The following is an 18174-nucleotide window of genomic DNA, read 5'->3' on the forward strand; positions in this document are numbered from 1 at the left end:
CGGGGTGTAACTGAACAGTGTAGGCCTACGGATTTAAATCTCCAAAAGATTAGCGTGCGCCCTCGTGGTGAACGTTTGTGCGGGCGTCTCTCCAAGTCGATCCTTCCCCCTCTTTCCGGCTCCAGGTGGCTTTCCCCGGGAACTAGCTACCGTGTGATCAGATGCAGTCGCAGGGTCATCGGGCATGTTTGCTTCTCACTTCACGGTGACCCGCAGTCACGAATTCTTTACGCGAACTCACCAGTCAAAAAAGGGCGATACGGTGACACCTCCAAATATGACTTGGGTTCGCGGGCTGTGTAGTAATACACGCGGACCTGATCGGCCATCTCCGTTAGATTGCTAAGACAATCGGGGAGTACGACGGCAGCCATTGCATTGAGCAGGCTGTGCGCAAACTGCTCTCGATCTGTGTTAAATGCATGCCGATGGATCCAGGCGAATGACTGTTCGAACGCTGGGTAGTGAGTGACAGGACCAGGAGTCGCCACGAGGTATTCTCGGCTGAATAAGGCATACCGCGATTTGGGGTATCGATGTACGCCGCGTCGGAACAACTCCGAGCCGCGGACATGCTGGACGAAAGTCGGACCTTGCATATGAAGGGCGCTGCGATATGGACTATGTCAGAGAGCAGGTGAGGCGGTCATCAGATCGTGGAATAGACGATCTATGTATTCAACTATTCGATCTCTTTTGCGAACGGCGACGCGTCATACCGCTCGCATTTCTCATGCGGTGTTGGCCGATCGCCGGTGACGCGCTCTATCGGGTGTCGCGGTTGGCCGATACGATGGATGAGCTGATCACGTCCTGCGGCGATCAACTATCCGGCGATGAATATGGAGTGATTCTGGACGTCCTTCGGCTCACCAGCAGCGTCTAGTGCCGCGCCGCCTGATAGCTACGCGCGCCGTGCCAGAGCGCTGCGATTGATGCTACGCGGTCCTGACAAGCGTGGCCAACCGGCAGTCGGCGTGCGCGGGAGGAAAGGACCGGTAGTGCGATGCTGGATTGTTCATGTTCAGTTAATTGTGTTCTGGTTTTAACACATTTATCGAGGGTTTTCCTTAGGTGAGAATTCGCTCGATTACTGCGGCTAGTTGGGGCGCTCGCATACCGATGTCCAGTTCAACCGCAGGCTCCTCGCACTTGCATGACATCGGTTAGACGACCACAGCTGTTCAGTCGCTTAGGCGCATGGCGGCCCACCGGGAATCCGCGTTCGCGTGCGGTCTTTAAATACAACGAGCGCCTGCCCTCGGCCTTGGGTGCTGCTCGATTTCACCGCTTCGACCTTGCGAAACCTCGCTCAAGGATAGGGCGTAGTTCTTTTTTACCCGCATTCCGGTGTTCCGCCGTTTTGACTGCACAGGTTGCGCCGGATGCGCGATAGGAAGGGGAGTTTCGGGATGGTTGGTTGACTCTACAGGAGCTGGAAATGTCCATAAAACTCTTTTGGAAATTTGGCGCAGCAGGCGGCATCGCCGCAGCATTTGTCGTTGGTTCTGTTGTGGTTTACAAGGGCATTGACGGATCAATCGTTAGTTCGGCGATTGCGGCGAATACGCCGCCGCTTACTGAAATTGACGCTGCCACGGTGCTGGCCGAATCAATCACCGACTATCAGTCGTATTCGGGACGACTGGAGGCGATTGACAGGGTTGAGGTGCGTCCTTTGGTCTCGGGGACGATTGTTGCGGTCCATTTCAAGGACGGTGCCCAGGTGAAAAAGGGCGATCCCCTTTTCACCATCGATCCACGGCTGTATGTCGCCGCCGTCGACCATGCGTCGGCCGATCTTCTTGCTGCGCAGGCCCGTAGTGGGTATGCCTCGACGGACGCGGCACGTGCTGAGCGCCTTCTGAAGGACAACGCGATCGCCAGGCGAGACTACGATCTTGCGCAAAACGCTGCTCGCGAAGCGATAGCCAATGTCAAAGCCGCAGAAGCGGCGCTCGAGAGCGCGAGAATCAATCTGGGCTACACGAACATCGTCGCGCCGGTCTCCGGAAAGGTCTCGCGGGCAGAGATGACGGTGGGCAACATTGTGTCGACAGGCGCGAGTGCTCCATTGCTGACTACCCTGGTTTCGATCTCGCCTATTTACGCTTCGTTCGATGTTGATGAGCAGACATACCTCAAATATCTCAGTCACGATTCCGCAACGCCTGTACCCGTCTCGCTAGGTCTCGCCAACGAAGATGGCTATTCGCGACAAGGAACGATTGACTCGATCGACAACAGATTGGACACCACTTCAGGGACGATTCGTGTCCGGGCTCGCTTTCAGAATTCAGATCGTGTGCTGTTGTCCGGCCTGTATGCGCGCGTACAGGTCGGTGGAGGCGCACCGCATCCCGCAATCCTGATTGACGACGCTGCGGTGAGCACCGATCAGGACAAGAAGTTTGTCATGGTCGTCGACACGAACAACAAGGTTCAGTACCGGGAAATCGTGCTAGGACCGGAACATGACGACTTACGAGTTGTCCAGAGCGGGCTCAAGCCGGGCGAGCGAATCGTTGTCAACGGATTGCAGCGTATTCGTCCAAACGATCTGGTCAAGGCGAACATGGTCAAGATGTCCCACGCCACCATTGCTGCCAAAGGTACCTCGTAGGGAGTTCTGGGTAAAAGCGCAATTCTCGACCTGTTACATCGAGAGGCGCGCGTCTCCCGTAGAGAACCCGCATCTAACGCAGATCCAGAGCAACTTATGAATATCTCCAAGTTTTTCATCGATCGGCCAATTTTTGCCGGTGTGATGTCGTCGGTGATTTTGCTGGCGGGCATGATTTCGATGTTCGCCCTGCCGGTCTCCGAATATCCGGCAGTCGTGCCGCCGTCTGTGGTTGTCAACGCCCAGTACCCTGGCGCCAATCCAAAAGTGATCGCGGAAACGGTGGCATCGCCTCTGGAAGAGCAGATTAACGGCGTAGAGAACATGTTGTACATGGAGTCGCAGGCCAACAGCGACGGCAATATGTCGACGACCGTCACGTTCAAGCTCGGCACGAATCCCGATCTGGCGCAGCAATTGGTCCAGAATCGGGTTCAGCAGGCGCTGCCGCGTTTGCCTGAAGATGTGCAGCGACTCGGTGTGACGACCATCAAGTCGTCGCCCACGCTGACTATGGTCGTCCACATTGTGTCGCCTAATGCCAAGTACGACATCAACTATCTTCGCAACTATGCGTTGATCAATGTGCGCGATAGGCTCGAACGCATTCCTGGTGTTGGACAGGTCACGCTTTGGGGTGCAGGCGATTATTCGATGCGAGTATGGCTCGATCCGCAAAAAGTCGCAGCTCGAGGCCTTGCCTCGAGTGACATCATCAGTGCGATCCGTGAGCAGAACCTTCAGGTTGCCGCCGGTCAGATTGGCTCTTCACCATCGCTACCCAACGTTCCGCTTCAACTGAATGTCAATGCAAGAGGGCGTCTGCAAAACGAGGAGCAGTTCGGCGACATCGTGCTTAAGACTGCACCGGACGGCGCAGTAACACACTTGCGCGACGTCGCTCGAATCGAGCTCGGTGCCTCGGAATACGCACGCCGTTCATTGCTGAATAATCAATCTGCGGTAGCGATGACGATTTATGAGCTGCCGGGCGCGAACTCGCTGCAAATATCGGATCATGTGCGCGAAGCGATGAAGGAACTGAAGGGCGACTTTCCGCCAGGAGTCGACTATGAAATCGTCTATGACCCTACGCAATTCGTTCGTTCAAGCATCGAGGCGGTAGTCCATACGCTTATCGAAGCCATTGCGCTGGTTGTTCTGGTGGTTATCGTTTTTTTGCAGACATGGCGTGCATCGATTATTCCTTTGCTGGCTGTTCCTGTGTCGATTGTCGGTACGTTCTCTCTGCTTCTCGCATTCGGGTTTTCAATCAACGCGCTATCGCTCTTCGGGATGGTGCTGGCGATCGGGATTGTTGTCGACGATGCGATTGTGGTGGTTGAAAACGTCGAGAGAAACATCGCGTTTGGCCTTTCACCAAGAGATGCAACCTACAAGGCGATGCAGGAAGTAAGCGGGCCGATCATCGCGATCGCGCTGACGCTGATTGCGGTGTTTGTACCGCTCGCTTTCATGAGCGGCCTTACGGGACAGTTTTACAAGCAATTCGCGATGACCATTGCGATTTCGACAGTGATCTCTGCGTTCAATTCCTTGACACTATCACCGGCGCTGTCTGCTCTCCTGTTAAAAGGACATCATGAGCCGAAAGATTGGCTCACCCGCGCGATGGACAAGTTGTTCGGTCGATTTTTCGGCGCCTTCAACAAAGTTTTCCATCGAGGCTCCGAAGGCTACGGGCGCGGCGTGACCAAAGTGGTGAATCGCGAGGCGATTCTACTGGGAGTTTACGTGGTCCTGCTAGGCATGGCTGTTCTCATGTCGCGAGTCGTGCCTGGCGGGTTTGTTCCAGGGCAAGACAAGAAATACCTCGTTGCCATCGTGCAATTGCCCAACGGCGCATCGCTTGACCGTACCGAAGAGGTCGTGCGCGAACTCGGAGATATTGCGCTGAAGACCCCCGGTATCGAATCGGCTGTTCAATTCCCGGGCATCTCGATCAATGGTTTTGCAAGTTCTTCAAGTTCCGCCGTCATCTTTCTTGGAGAGACCCCGTTTGAGGAACGCAAATCTTCGTCGATGAATGGCGTGCATATTGCAGCGGAACTGAATAAGCGGCTGTCGACGATCAAGGGAGCCTTCGTGGCGGTTTTCCCGCCGCCGCCCGTGCTTGGCTTGGGATTTCTCGGTGGATTCAAACTCCAGATCGAAGATCACGGCGCGGTTGGATACACGGCTTTGAACGAAGCCGTGCAGACGTTCATGAAGCGGGCCGCGCAGACACCCGAATTAGGCCCTTCTTTCACGAGCTACCAGATAAACGTGCCGCAGCTCAACGTGGATCTGGATCGCGTTAAAGCCAAGCAGTTGGGCGTTTCCGTGACCGACGTATTCAATACGATGCAGGTCTATCTGGGCTCGCTGTACGTCAACGACTTCAACAAGTTCGGGCGCGTGTACCAGGTACGAGTCCAGGCTGATGCGCCTTTCCGTGCTCACCCTGACGACATCGGCCTGCTGAAAACGCGCAACGACAAAGGAGAGATGGTCCCGCTCTCATCTCTCGTCAGGATTTCGCCGACGTTCGGTCCGGACTCGGTGGTTCGCTACAACGGGTATACGGCGGCCGACGTGAACGGCGAGCCAGCGCCAGGCTATTCGTCAGGCCAGGCGCAAGCGGCGGTCGAGCGTATTGCAAAGGAGACGTTGCCGCGAGGTGTCAAATTTGAATGGACCGATTTGACGTATCAGCAAATCCTCGCGGGTAGCGCCGCGTTATGGGTCTTTCCGATCAGCGTCCTGCTGGTCTTTATGGTGCTGGCGGCGCTCTATGAAAGCCTTACCCTGCCACTGGCCATCATTCTGATCGTGCCGATGAGCATTTTGTCGGCCTTGGTGGGAGTCTGGCTCACTCATGGAGACAACAACATCTTCACGCAGATCGGGCTGATGGTTCTGGTCGGCTTATCAGCAAAAAACGCAATTCTGATCGTAGAGTTCGCCCGCGAGCTGGAAATGCAGGGGCTGTCTACGCTGGATGCCGCAATTCAGGCGAGTCGCATGCGTCTTCGACCGATTCTGATGACGTCGATTGCGTTCATTATGGGCGTTGTCCCTCTCATGCTGTCTTCGGGAGCTGGTTCAGAAATGCGAAGAGCCATGGGTGTCGCTGTGTTCTTCGGAATGTTGGGTGTAACCCTATTCGGCTTGCTGCTTACACCGGTGTTCTACGTGGTACTCAGAAAACTTGCGGGCGGCGGGAAACTGGTGGACAAGCACGGGCTTCATCCACACCTGCAAGGCGTATCCAGCTCGGTTGAGGCCTAGTCAAACATGACATACTTTTATGCCGACCGCGGTCGCATGCCCGCGTTGATTACTTTTCTATGTTGCCTCGGCGCCTGTTCACTCGCTCCGAAATGCGCCCGACCTGATGACAATGTTTCCGCCGCATTCAAGGAGGCGCCGCCGGACATCACATTGGTGTCCGCAGAGGGTGCCAATGCCGACACCGGCGCCTGGAAAGTCGCGCAACCGTCCGATGCGATCGCGCGAGGGCAATGGTGGACAGTGTTTGGCGACCCGTTTCTCAACGATCTCGAAGAGCAGGCACTTTCGGCCAACCAGAATCTGAAAGCGGCGGCGGCCCGGGTCAACGAGGCGAGAGCGCTTCAACAAACCACTCGTTCGAATCTTTTCCCGACGGTCGGGGTGGGGTTCGGGCCGACCCGGGAAAAAGTCTCACCGACGTCCCTGTTCCAGCCCGATGGAAACGATATTCCCGCGCAGACGATTTGGCGTGCGCAGAGTACTGCATCGTATGAAGCGGACCTTTTCGGACGGGTGTCGGATGCCGTGAGAGCGGCAAAAGCGGAGAGCGAGCAAAGCGAGGCTCTGCTTAAATCTGTGCAGCTCACTCTTCAGGCGGACGTCGCGCAAAATTACTTCAACGTGCGGGAGCTTGACGCGGAGTTAGACGTCTACGCGCGAACGGTTTCGTTGCGGCAGCAGTCGCTGTCACTGACCCAGAAGCGGTTCGATGGAGGGCAGGTCGACGAACTTGATCTGGCGCGAGCCCGGACCGAGCTCGCCGCCGCGCAGTCTGACACGATGACCGCCCAGAGGTCGAGGGCAACGGCCGAACACAGTCTCGCCGTGCTATTAGGGAAGACGCCGGAGGAATTTACAATGGCGGCCAATCCTCTGGTTCCCATACAACTGCTAATACCACCGGGACTACCTTCTTCTCTTCTTGAGCGCAGGCCAGATATAGCCGCCGCCGAGCGCGCCATGCAGGCTGCGAATGCCCGAATCGGTGTGGCCAAGGCCGCCTATTTTCCGGCACTGTCCATAACGGGCGCTGCCGGGTTCGAAGCCGCGACGCTGGGTGATCTTTTCAAGTGGTCAAGTAGAGCATTCGTTTTGGGACCGCTTGCCGGCGCCGCGCTGACATTGCCGATATTCGATGGCGGGCGTCGCGCCGGTAACCTGGCGAATGCGAGGGCGGTTTTCGACGAAGATGCCGCTGGCTACCGGGAGCAGGTGCTTGTCGCCTTTCGCGAAGTGGAAGATAACCTCTCTGAGCTTCGCATCCTGAAGGATCAGACACGCACTCAAGCCGAAGCAGTTGCGGCGTCTAGCCGAGCAGCACAGATCGCGAGAACCCAGTACCTGGAAGGGGCGGTCAATTATCTCGACGTGATCGATGCAGATCGGACTGTATTGCAGTCGCAGAGGACCGCCGTACAGTTGTCCGGCGTACAGGCGGTCGCGTCCGTGAATCTGATCAGAGCGCTCGGCGGTGGATGGGGCGGGATGCCGGTGGTCTCTCCGCTTGCTAGTGGGGAGTAGGTTCCCGCAATGGATGCCATGTCGATGGCGTGGAGTGGTCATGGCATCCGGACCGGACCATTGCGCTCGACGCAGAGTGAATTCATGCTGCTAGTGACGTCTTGTGTTGCCGGTTTGACGCTCCGCGAGCAAGCCGCGGCTTGGCAATCGCAAGCCAATCTGGCAAAGAGGGCTTGCCGGTAGACGAGTTGGGTCTGGAGATGAGAGGGGCGAGCCGTCTCCTTTTCAGTGAATGCGTTTGTTACACTCGCGACGGCAATCGGCACAAGACAACAGGTAGCGTAATGAATCAACAATATTCGCTGACATTCGGACCGTTCAAAATAGACTTTCCGCGAAGTGGCCAGTCTAGCGAGTCCAAGCGCCGCATCCACGTGTCCTTGCACCCGTCATATGACGAAAGTAGCGACGTTGCGCGTTGGTAAACACATTCGCCAACCGATATCAGCGCAATCTTTCGCGTTGTGCGATTCAGGATGCGCACGCCCATTTCGTCCTCGAGCTCCTGGATCAACCGTGTTGCCGTTGAAGTCGACATCTGCATCGTTTCAGCCGCACGGGAAAAGCCTGCGTGATCAACAACTGCTCTAAGGACTTCAAGTGCCTTGAGACGGTCCATTTCACTATCTCCAGAAGTATGTCAAACAAGGGAGTGTCCATCACCGGAGTTCCGGGTCGGGACTGGTAGTTGATTGACATGGTCGGCGCCAGGCATCCAGTGGTCCAGTTAATGGCCGTTAATGGTTGTTACCGCTGCGAAAGGCCATTGATAGGTGTGAGCATCCTGAACTCGAATCACGCAGTTCGACGGTGCCTCGTGCGGTAGCCAGATTGTGAGCGAGGGAGATTAGCGAAGCTTAACGATACTTCACTACCTTGAGACCGAGCTCATGCCGCAGACTTCAGTCATACAAGTACGGCTTTACCGGATCGCCACGAGGACAAAATGCACGTCGACAACGCTGAATTCATAGCGGCAGAAACTACCGCGAGAGTAAAGACATTGCGTCAGCTGGGTCGCAGGCTGCGGGCCAGATTGATGTTCTGGTATCGCCAGCCGCGGTACGCACCGGCCGTTGGTGCGATCTGTTTTTGGTGCATCGCCGATTCGCCGGCGCAATTCGATGCCGACACCGGCTTGATGGGCGTTGGCGCGCTTCTGGTCTCTCGAACGATCTGGCTCGGCACCGGCGTCGCCGCCATTCTGGGTACGAGCCGCGCTTCAGGAGCGTTCTTTCTGCTGTGCGCCGCCAGCGTGGTTGCAGTTGCGCCGATGTTACCAACTGAACTCGAATATTCGTCAGTTCGATTCCTATTGTCGACTGTAGATTGCGCGTTAAAGGCCGCCTTCGTCGCATTGGTGACCGCCAAGTATCTGGCCAATACCAAGTATGCGAAAGATTGATTTGCCTGCTTCGATGAGAAGAGCGTTGGCGTTGCACCGCGCTCCCGTCATCGCACCGATATGTGCCATTACCTCAATGTTACTTACGGAGTTAGAAATGCTAGCTAATTCAATTTATCTGGACCCGTGGCTACAGACCGTACAGCTCCTTAGCCGCATTTCCGCCGATGTTGACGCGGACTGTCTGGCATCAAATTCCCAGCACCAGACTATCACGGGCAAGAACGCTTTTATCCCCATTACTTATGACCAGTTTTCCGGTGCTAGCATCCGGGTGGTCGAGCGAATGGGCAACCGCACTATCACGGTCAGTTGGTGCGATTCGACCATGTGTCACTACCCGGCCCAAATCTGGGAAATGGTTGTGGCGACACGCGCCGGACGCTGCGCGATCAGCAATGTTGCGGTTAAGTGCGGAGACCATGTTTTTCGACCGCGGAGTAGGGGCCTGAAACCGGTAAATGCCGCGGCGATCATAACTGTCGACGCCGTGGAAAACGCGCTCGCAGAGCAATTCGAACAACTCGCATAAGTGCTACGCCGGTAGCCGGTACAGATCTAGACTTTGGAACTTGCGCAGAACTCGGTGAGTTCTGCTGCAACACTGTCCAATATCTCGCGTGACAAGACTGGATCGACAACCGCGCGAGCCAATCCCATTGCCCCGACGCAGGCACTCAGAATCAGGAATGCCCGATTTCTTCGGGAGGATTCGGGGAGTCTGGCTTGTCCGGTTCCTAGAGCACTGACTGTGCGCGCTACACGCGAGGTGTACACGGTCCTCACGTCGTCGCCTTGGCGAGCCGTATCGTTCATCAATGCGGTCAGCGCGCAGCCGGTTTGTGGCGTGTCTCGATGAGTTTCAGTTAGATAACGATAAATCGCCTCCGTAAGATCGGCCTGGGCCAATTCTTCCCACGGGTCAAGGTCGGAAAAAGCTTGCTCCAACGCCTCAGCGACGAGCGCTTCCCGCGACGGAAAATGTCGGTAGAAACCGCCTACGGTCATCCCGGCCTCGCGCATCAATTCCGCCACACTAGCCCCGTCGATGCCAGCTTCGCGAAATCGACGCGCCGCGGCGTCCATGATTCGCCCATGCGTCGCGATTTTTTCCGATCGTGAGTGTCCCATTGGTTGTCCGCGCAAGTCAGAGATAGGGAATTGATCGGTGCATCTTAAACTTTGAACTTCAAAAAAGGAAGTAAGGTGCCAGAAGGCCGCATGTCGGGTGCTGTTCGAGGCGCAGCGCGAGGGTGTCTCATGCACACTTCTAAAAGTGAAGCTACAATAGTTGCGGTAGTCCAGATGAACCTGGTCTACCTCCAATTTCCTCTCTACGGACGCAGAGATTTTTATGGAATACAGGCATTTGGGTGCATCTGGATTCAAAGTTCCAGTGCTGAGTTTCGGAACGGCCACGTTTGGCGGCCAAGGTGAATTCTTCGGCGCCTGGGGCGCGACTGATGTGACCGAGGCGCGCAGGCTGATCGATATATGCCTCGACAGTGGCATCTCGATGTTCGATACAGCGGACGTCTACTCAAGTGGCGCGTCGGAGGCGGTTTTGGGAGAGGCGATCAAAGGTCGTCGGGATAAGGTTATCGTATCTACCAAGGCGACGTTCCGTTTCGATGATGCGCCAAACAGTGTGGGATCGTCCCGTTACCATTTGATTCGCGCCGTGGACGGCGCATTGAAGCGGCTGCAAACGGACTACATCGATCTGTTTCAACTACATGGTTTCGACGCAAAGACTCCGGTTCACGAGGTGATGTCCACTCTGGACGATCTTGTTCGCTCCGGAAAGATCAGATATTTGGGCGCGTCAAACTTCTCCGGTTGGCAACTCATGAAATCACAGGCCGAAGCGGATCGTTACGGTTACTCGCGGTACGTCGCGCACCAGGCTTACTATTCCCTTATAGGGCGCGACTACGAGAGCGAGTTGATGCCAGTGGCGGTTGACCAGGGAGTCGGTGCAGTAGTCTGGAGTCCTTTGGGGTGGGGGCGTTTGACTGGGAAGCTCAAACGGGGACAGCCATTGCCGACTATCAGCCGTTTGCACAAAACGGCTGATCAAGGGCCTCCCGTACCTGATGAGTACCTCTATGGCGTGCTGGATGCCTTGCAGGCTGTCGCAGTCGAAACGGAGAGGAGCATCCCGCAGGTGGCGCTGAACTGGCTGCTTCAGCGGCCAACGGTCGCCACCGTGTTGGTCGGCGCGCGCACCGAGGAGCAGTTGCGCCACAATCTGGGCGCGGTTGGATGGAACCTGACCAGCGAGCAGGTTCAAAGACTGGATGCCGCGAGCGCGGTTCGGCGCACTTACCCATACTGGCATCAGGAAGGCTTCGGCGAGCGGAATCCGTTTCCGGTTTGATACTTGTTCCGGCGAGAGGGCGCAATGAAAGAAGATCACGGTCTGTCTTCTGTCGAGCGCCGCCCTTGTCTTGACTCGCCGGGTTTTGACACTTCTTCTCTTGCTGGAATCCCTCATGCGACTCGTGCCAATTCCGCCGCCAGCACTTTCATCCGAACAGCAATCACTCTACGAATCGATCGACCATGTTGTTTCAGAATCTCTGAGAGGTTTCACCGCAAAATCAAAGGATGGCGCACTTCTCGGTCCGTTCAATCCGATGGTGCATTTCCCGCAGTACGGATCGGCGGCGTGGATGCTGACTGTCGCCCTTGCAAAATATTCAAAACTTCCGAAGCCCGTCAAGGAAGTTGCGATTCTAACCGTTGGATCCGCGCACAAGGCGCCTTATGAGATTTATGCTCATGAGCGGGTCGCGCGGCTCATTGGTCTCCCGGAAAAAAAGATAAAGAATCTCGCAACTGCTCAACGTCCAGTGGATCTTACGGATGAAGAGGCCGTGGCGTATGACGTCGCCGCGTCTCTAATGGCGGGTGGTCCGTTGCCTGGGAATATTTACAAGGCGGCTGTTTTGGCCTTCGGAACTGACGGTGCCGCGGAATTGATTTTCCTGATTGCGAACTATTCGCTCGTCTCGGTCCTGCTCAATGCTTACGACATCCCAGTTCCCGGGAGCGGCGAGTAATCCCGCTGGGTGTACGTGAGATCATGAAGCTTTTATTCAATAGGTAGAACGAGATCCGGCCCCGCCGAGCCGGATCTGGTCAGTTTAGCGCAGGAAAGAATTCAGGTAGCTCATCAATTCAGCTGGCTTCTCTTCGGCGATGAAGTGACCACTGCCCTCGATCTTGTAAGTATGCGAATCCGGCGCCTTTTGATCGAGCGTTGCCTTCAGGCGTCTATAGCCTGGACCGCCCAGCCCTAGAACGGGCACCGACAAGGTGGCATATTGCTCGTCATCCGCGATGTCCTGATTGAAGGCCTGATACCACGCATTACTCGATCGAATGGCATCCCTACTCGAATATGCAGCGGCGTAGACTGCTCTATCGCGTGCGTCGATAGCATTCTCATCTTTCAACATGTATCGAAAGAACCACTGCTGCTCCAGGCCCGCGCGACCTTCCAGTAAATCTTCCGGCAATCCTTTCACCTGCTGGAAAGCAAACCACCATAGATAGAGATGGCCCTCGTCGATCTTGTCATCGAAGGTGTCGGGGTCCGGCAGCATGGGGATTTTTCTATAGCCTGCGGATGGATGCGCTACATCCAGCATGACAAGTTTATTGACTTCATCACGATGGTTAGCAGCCAGACTGAACGCGACCGTCGCACCAATGTCGTGGCCGACCACATCCGCCCGTTTATAGCCCAACTGATGTATGAGTTCAGCAATATCGCCGGCCATGCTTTTTTTGTCGTATCCGTCTAAGGGCTTGTCAGATGCACCCATGCCACGCATATCGACGGCAATGACCCGGTGATTCTTCGCCAGTTCCGGCATGATCTTGTGATACGCCCACCAAGTCTCTGGCCACCCCGGCAGCAACACGACAGGGTCGCCTCGACCACCTATCACATAGTGAATCCTGATTCCATCGACGGTCGCGAATTTGCTCTCAAAGCCCGGCAAATCCTTGATCAATGCATCGTCCGAAATCCCGGACGCCGGTGCCGTGTTTAGATCGAGTGTTTGAGCGTGGATGGGTGTCATGAGACTAGTTGAGCAGACTATGGAAAGCGCCGCGACCAGGGGTTTGATCTTCATTCAACTTCCTTGGCGAATAAAAGAGAAAGATTGAGAGGGGTTGAGGCATCTATCGGCGAACCAGTACTAACTTACCCTTTCAATTTCCGGGCTCGGCAATCGTTAGTCGGTTGTCAATCACCTTCCCGGCCGCTATTGCCTTTGCGGTGTCGCCTGCGAGTTGGATTTGCCCGGCGTCTTTCACGCTTCCCGTCAAAACAATAGTCTCACCACGAGCGAGTACGGAGATCTTCGATGTATCGAGCCCCTTTGTGTTGACCAGCGACTGACGTACCATTTTAACGGTGACCCGGTGTTCAGCTCTAATGTTGGCCTTTGAAATTGCCGGAGCGACGACTGGCGAGCTCGCAGCGTCCGCAACAGTATTCTGAGCAAACACCGAGACGACACTGCGGCCACCACAGTGATCGCAACGGCTCTGTAGATTTTTCGAATTCCCACGATCTCTCCTTGAAACACAGATGGGTGCCGGCAGACCTAGATAGTCGGTGAATTCTGAAACGATCTCCATCGTAGCTCAGGATAACAAGGTGATTATTCGTGAGAAGTGAATAGAGTTTTGAGAATTGAACATTTCACTTATCGAGTTTGTGAATCAGAATGGCTGACAGGACGGAGGGCGCACGAGGTCACATATTTGGCCTTCAGGAGAAAGAAAATGGACGAAAAAATGACGCCTCGCGTGTTTCCCAACATTGGCAGCGAAACACACACGGGATACCAACGCGATATGTCGCAGGAATCAGCAGACACGGAACGCAAACCGACTAATCTGGATAGCAGGCTACATCAGATTTTTTTCGACCTGACTGACCACGAGATCTCCCGCGTATCCGAGTTTGCGGAGGAAAAGACTTTTGAGGATGGAGCGTTGCTGCTGGAAACCGGCGTCGCCGCCCCAGGCATGTTTGTCATTGTGTCAGGTACAGTGCGGCTCTCCCACCGTGATGGGCTGGGGAACCGCTCAAACCTCTCGGACCTGTTCGAAAGGCAGTTTATCGCGGAGACGTCGACACTATCGGGCATGCCGTCGCTCGTAGACGGGACCGCCGTTGGTCAGGTGAGCGCGCTCCTTGTGAGGCCCGAACGGTTGAGGGCCATGATCGTCGCCGAAGCTGACTTCGGAGAACGACTGATGCGCTCAATGATCTTGCGACGCGCTCGTCTGATCGAAAAAACCAGCGGTCCGATTCTGGTCGGAGACGCTGACGATGTAAGTATCGTCAGACTTCAGGAATTCCTTCGACGGAATGGCTGCCCGCATTCGACTATTGATACTCGTGGAGGGTCGGAAGCCAAAGAAATGCTTGCTGGATTGCAAAACTCCAATGTGGAACTTCCGGCAGTCATTTTCCCCGACGGCTCCGTGCTTGGAAACCCTTCGGAGGTGGAAATTGCGACGCGACTCGGTCTGGCGTCGGACATCGTTTCGGCGAAACCATACGACGTGATGGTCGTAGGTGCAGGACCTGCTGGCCTCGCAACAGCGGTATACGCGGCCTCCGAGGGATTGTCCGTCGTGGTGGTGGACAGCCGGGCGCCTGGCGGGCAGGCAGGCGCGAGCGCCCGAATCGAGAATTATCTCGGCTTTCCTACTGGCATCTCGGGTCACGCTTTAGCGCGTAGGGCGTATGTTCAAGCGCAAAAGTTCGGCACGCGCTTTTCGATCCCATTAGGCGCGCAAGCACTTCGTTGTGACAGCAACCCGGTCGAAGTCCAGCTTGCAGATGGCGTGGCAGTCGGTGCAAGAACGGTGGTGATTGCCTCCGGCGCTGCATACCGCCGCCCGAATATCCCGCATCTGGAGAAGTTCGAGGGCAAGGGAATCTACTATTGGGCATCTCCGGTCGAAGCGAGATTGTGCACGGATTCCGAAGTGGTTCTTGTCGGGGGAGGAAACTCGGCCGGACAAGCCATAGTATTTCTGGCTTCCCACGCGAAGCACGTTCATGTGCTCATTCGACGAGATGGTCTCGAAGCAACAATGTCGAAATACCTGATCGATCGGATCTCGGGGTTGCGGAATGTCACTGTCCACTCGCGCACGGAGATTGAATCGCTGGAGGGCGAGGCCGGCGTGTTGACCTCGGTGATGTGTAGGACTAACACCGAACCATTGAGACTGCCGGTGAGGCACCTGTTTCTCTTTACCGGTGCCATACCAAACACCGAATGGCTTAGTGGCTGTGGCGTCATGACCGACGCAGGCGGTTTTGTGATTACGGGCCGTCAGCCAACGGACCATGGGAAATATATTCCTGCGTCGCTCGAAACAACGGTCCCCGGCGTATTCGCTATTGGTGACGTGAGGTCAGAGTCGACCAAACGTGTCGCGGCCGCAGTGGGCGAGGGAGCGCAAGTCGTAGCACAGATACATCGCTATCTTTCGTCGCATCCTGAACAACTCATCGAGCAGGCCTCGATTTAAATTGGACCCGTGCAGAATGATGGCGCCATGCTGATCTCAATGGCACGGCTTCTATCATTGGAGAGTCGGCTAGCGATATTGAGCATGGGTCGATTCAGGCCGTTGTGCATTCGCGCACAACGACCTTCAACCCAGTGACAAGCGAAGAGGTTGGCGTCTGGTTCAGGCGATCGACGGGTAGTCGGTATATCCCGTAGCCCCCGCAGTGAAAAACGTGTCTAGTCGTACATCGTTGAATGGAAGGTCGTTGGCAAGTCGCCGCGGCAGATCAGGGTTGGACAGGAAACTGATGCCGAAAGCAATCGCGTCTGCCTTTCCCTCCGACAACGCAAGGTTTGCGCTTTGTTTGTTGAATCCCTGATTCGCAATATAGACACCACCAAACTCTTCTTTTAGCTTCTCCCCGAGATAGTTACTATCAAGTGCATCTCGCGAGCAAATGAACGCGATCCTACGTTTTCCCAATTCTCGAGCCACATAGGAAAACGTCTCGCCGGGATTCGAATCGCCCATGTCCGACACATCGCCGCGAGGTGCGAGATGCACGCCCACCCGGCCAGCTCCCCACACATCTATACATGCGTCAGTGACTTCAAGAAGCAACCGCGCGCGATTTTCAATCGGACCGCCGTATGAATCTGTGCGGATATTGGTGCTGTCTTGCAGAAACTGGTCCAGCAGGTATCCGTTGGCGCCATGCACTTCAACTCCATCGAAACCCGCCCGTTTCGCGTTTTGCGCACCCACACGAAAAGTCTCCACAATCCCGGCAAGCTCACCGATTGGCAACTCGCGGGGAGTTACATACGGCCGCTCGGGGCGTAGTAGCGAAACATGCCCAGCCGGCTTCACTGCGCTCGGAGCGACGGGGAGCGCGCCATCGAGAAAGTAGGGGTCTGAGATCCGGCCGACATGCCAAAGCTGAAGAAAGATCTTTCCACCTGCGGCGTGAACGGCCTGTGTGGTTAGTTTCCATCCTTCGACGTGTTCTTCGGACCAGATGCCCGGTGTCCTCTCATAGCCGACCCCTTGCGCCGAAACCGACGTCGCCTCTGTGATGATGAGACCGGCTGTAGCGCGCTGGGCATAGTACTCCGCCATCAAGGTATTGGGTACACGTCCTTCGTCGGCTCGCTGACGCGTGAGGGGAGACATGAAGATGCGATTGCTCAACTGCAAATCGCCCACCGTGATGGGCTCAAAAAGGTTTGTCATGTTCATTGGCTCTGTAGTTTCGGGAATTGCGGTGTCATCTGCTGAAATGGCCCGAGGCGAGACTACCGATGACGAGGTTCCGGATAAATAGTCCTCAAATGAATTGAGCATTTTGCGATCCAGAACAATCTTGACCCTGCGATAACCGTCCTGCGGCATGTCGTCGGGGAGGGCAAAGTCGTGTGATCGTACCGATTGTGAATTTGTGATGAACAGTCTTCATGCCAGCACTGAAAACGGCGCGGAATTTTTCAACAATCATTGATTCAATTGTTTCATCACGATGCAACTTCAAAAAAAGAAGTAACATGCGATTGTTTGGTGTAGGCTAGATGGGCGATGTCCTGCAGTCGCAGGCGAACACGGGCTGCCTGAAACCGCGCGAACGCGATTTCGGGTTGGGTTGGGCGAAGCGTCAGGGGAGGGTCATGGATCGGCTACAAGCAATGAAGATGTTCACCAAAATCGTCGAGATGAACAGCTTTTCGCGCGCCGCCGACTCTATGGGGCTGCCGCACGCCTCAGCGACAATGATCATCAAGAATCTCGAGGCACATCTCCGTGTCAGGTTGATGCAACGTACTACGCGACGTTTGAGCCTGACACCTGAGGGTGCTGAATATTACGAGCGCTGCGTGCGCATTCTCGCGGAGATCGATGAGACCGAGGGTGCGCTCGCGGATAGCAGCCGGGGGCCGCGCGGTAAGCTACGCGTCGACGTGCCGGGCGCAATCGGGCGGCTGATACTCGTGCCGCGCCTTATCGAGTTCCAGGAAGCATTCCCCGATATTGAGTTGACGCTCAGCTTCGGAGACAAGCCGCTGGATCTTTTGCAGGAAAGTGTGGACTGCGCGATTCGCATGGGCGCACTACAGGACTCGAGCCTGGTGGCAAGGCGACTCGGATCGCTCTCCACGGTCACCGTCGCTAGCCCAGAGTACATTAGAAGTTACGGGCGCCCTATCGCGATTGATGATCTCGAACGGCACATTGCCGTTCAGTATTTCTCGCAGGCGCTGGGCCGGGTGAGTCACATGAACTTCATCGTGAATGGTGAACTGCAGGAAGTGAGAGTGCCGGGAACGATTGCAGTCAGCGACCTGGAAGCGTACGTGACTTGTGGGCTCAAGGGAATCGGGATCATTCAACCGCCGCGGTTCATTATTGAAGCCCAGATCAGGTCAGGGGAGATGGTCGCCGTAATGCCGGACTGCATTTCGCCGGCGATACAAGTGTCCGCGGTCTATCCGCACAGCCGACATCTCGCAGGAAAAGTACGCGTCTTTGTTGAGTGGATCGCAATGCTGTTTGAAGAGTATTCGATGCCATTCTCCGCCCCTGCGCTCAACAGGCCTGAGCGGCATCATAGACAGGAAGACCTCGTCTAGAAATGTTAGGCGCATAAAAAGAGTTGCACCGATGTGAGTGCATGTGATCGTGTCACGATGCAACTAGCGATCGACACTCTCAATGGTGCGAATCCACGCTGACATAGCAGGATCTTTCGCGCAACGAGTTTTGCCATGTCTGCCTCCTTACC

14 protein-coding genes are annotated in these 18174 nt (G+C 55.7%); 9 read left to right on the forward strand and 5 right to left on the reverse strand.

Annotated features, from left to right (window positions below; translation table 11 throughout):
* Positions 1-1441: 1441 nt before the first annotated feature.
* From HDG39_RS31610 to HDG39_RS31620, 3 genes are all read left to right on the forward strand, one after another.
* Complete coding sequence (locus HDG39_RS31610; RefSeq protein ID WP_184011770.1) at positions 1442-2623, forward strand: efflux RND transporter periplasmic adaptor subunit; 1182 nt, start codon at positions 1442-1444, stop codon at positions 2621-2623.
* 96 nt (positions 2624-2719) lie between these two features.
* The gene (locus HDG39_RS31615) at positions 2720-5914 is read left to right on the forward strand and encodes an efflux RND transporter permease subunit (protein ID WP_184011772.1); all 3195 of its coding nucleotides are present in this window, start codon (positions 2720-2722) and stop codon (positions 5912-5914) included.
* A 36-nt stretch (positions 5915-5950) separates the two neighbouring features.
* Positions 5951-7438, forward strand: a complete 1488-nt coding sequence (locus HDG39_RS31620) for an efflux transporter outer membrane subunit (protein ID WP_260328406.1) — start codon at positions 5951-5953, stop codon at positions 7436-7438.
* Positions 7439-7727: 289 nt separating this feature from the next.
* Here HDG39_RS31620 and HDG39_RS31625 read toward each other — a convergent pair whose 3' ends face one another.
* Positions 7728-8057 (reverse strand): LysR family transcriptional regulator, encoded by a 330-nt coding sequence (locus tag HDG39_RS31625; protein ID WP_184011776.1) that lies wholly within the window; start codon positions 8055-8057, stop codon positions 7728-7730.
* Positions 8058-8384: 327 nt separating this feature from the next.
* Between HDG39_RS31625 and HDG39_RS31630 the strand changes: the two genes are divergently transcribed.
* Complete coding sequence (locus tag HDG39_RS31630) at positions 8385-8843, forward strand: hypothetical protein (RefSeq protein ID WP_184011778.1); 459 nt, start codon at positions 8385-8387, stop codon at positions 8841-8843.
* A 97-nt stretch (positions 8844-8940) separates the two neighbouring features.
* On the forward strand, positions 8941-9375 hold the full coding sequence (locus HDG39_RS31635; RefSeq protein WP_184011779.1) for a DUF3331 domain-containing protein: 435 nt from the start codon (positions 8941-8943) through the stop codon (positions 9373-9375).
* A gap of 26 nt (positions 9376-9401) precedes the next feature.
* On the opposite strand, the gene HDG39_RS31640 is transcribed toward HDG39_RS31635, so the two are convergent.
* Positions 9402-9929 (reverse strand): TetR/AcrR family transcriptional regulator, encoded by a 528-nt coding sequence (locus tag HDG39_RS31640; RefSeq protein WP_260328409.1) that lies wholly within the window; start codon positions 9927-9929, stop codon positions 9402-9404.
* A 268-nt stretch (positions 9930-10197) separates the two neighbouring features.
* On the opposite strand from HDG39_RS31640, the gene HDG39_RS31645 reads away from it, so the two are divergent.
* The gene (locus tag HDG39_RS31645; RefSeq protein WP_184011783.1) at positions 10198-11223 is read left to right on the forward strand and encodes an aldo/keto reductase; all 1026 of its coding nucleotides are present in this window, start codon (positions 10198-10200) and stop codon (positions 11221-11223) included.
* Positions 11224-11338: 115 nt separating this feature from the next.
* Entirely contained in the window at positions 11339-11908 is a 570-nt protein-coding gene (locus tag HDG39_RS31650; protein WP_184011785.1) for a carboxymuconolactone decarboxylase family protein, read from the forward strand.
* An 84-nt stretch (positions 11909-11992) separates the two neighbouring features.
* On the opposite strand, the gene HDG39_RS31655 is transcribed toward HDG39_RS31650, so the two are convergent.
* Both HDG39_RS31655 and HDG39_RS31660 read right to left on the reverse strand, forming a co-directional pair.
* Complete coding sequence (locus HDG39_RS31655) at positions 11993-12991, reverse strand: alpha/beta fold hydrolase (protein ID WP_184011787.1); 999 nt, start codon at positions 12989-12991, stop codon at positions 11993-11995.
* A gap of 79 nt (positions 12992-13070) precedes the next feature.
* Positions 13071-13502, reverse strand: a complete 432-nt coding sequence (locus tag HDG39_RS31660; RefSeq protein ID WP_184011789.1) for a BON domain-containing protein — start codon at positions 13500-13502, stop codon at positions 13071-13073.
* Between the two features lie 147 nt (positions 13503-13649).
* On the opposite strand from HDG39_RS31660, the gene HDG39_RS31665 reads away from it, so the two are divergent.
* A complete protein-coding gene (locus HDG39_RS31665; RefSeq protein WP_184011791.1) occupies positions 13650-15419 on the forward strand; it encodes an FAD-dependent oxidoreductase in 1770 nt (589 codons plus the stop codon).
* A 162-nt stretch (positions 15420-15581) separates the two neighbouring features.
* Here HDG39_RS31665 and HDG39_RS31670 read toward each other — a convergent pair whose 3' ends face one another.
* Entirely contained in the window at positions 15582-16634 is a 1053-nt protein-coding gene (locus tag HDG39_RS31670; RefSeq protein WP_184011830.1) for an alkene reductase, read from the reverse strand.
* A 332-nt stretch (positions 16635-16966) separates the two neighbouring features.
* Between HDG39_RS31670 and HDG39_RS31675 the strand changes: the two genes are divergently transcribed.
* On the forward strand, positions 16967-18022 hold the full coding sequence (locus HDG39_RS31675; RefSeq protein ID WP_260328410.1) for a LysR family transcriptional regulator: 1056 nt from the start codon (positions 16967-16969) through the stop codon (positions 18020-18022).
* Positions 18023-18174 lie beyond the last annotated feature (152 nt).

It is taken from the genome of Paraburkholderia lebeckiae (genome assembly GCF_014201005.1).
GTDB classification, from domain to species: Bacteria; Pseudomonadota; Gammaproteobacteria; order Burkholderiales; family Burkholderiaceae; genus Paraburkholderia; species Paraburkholderia tuberum.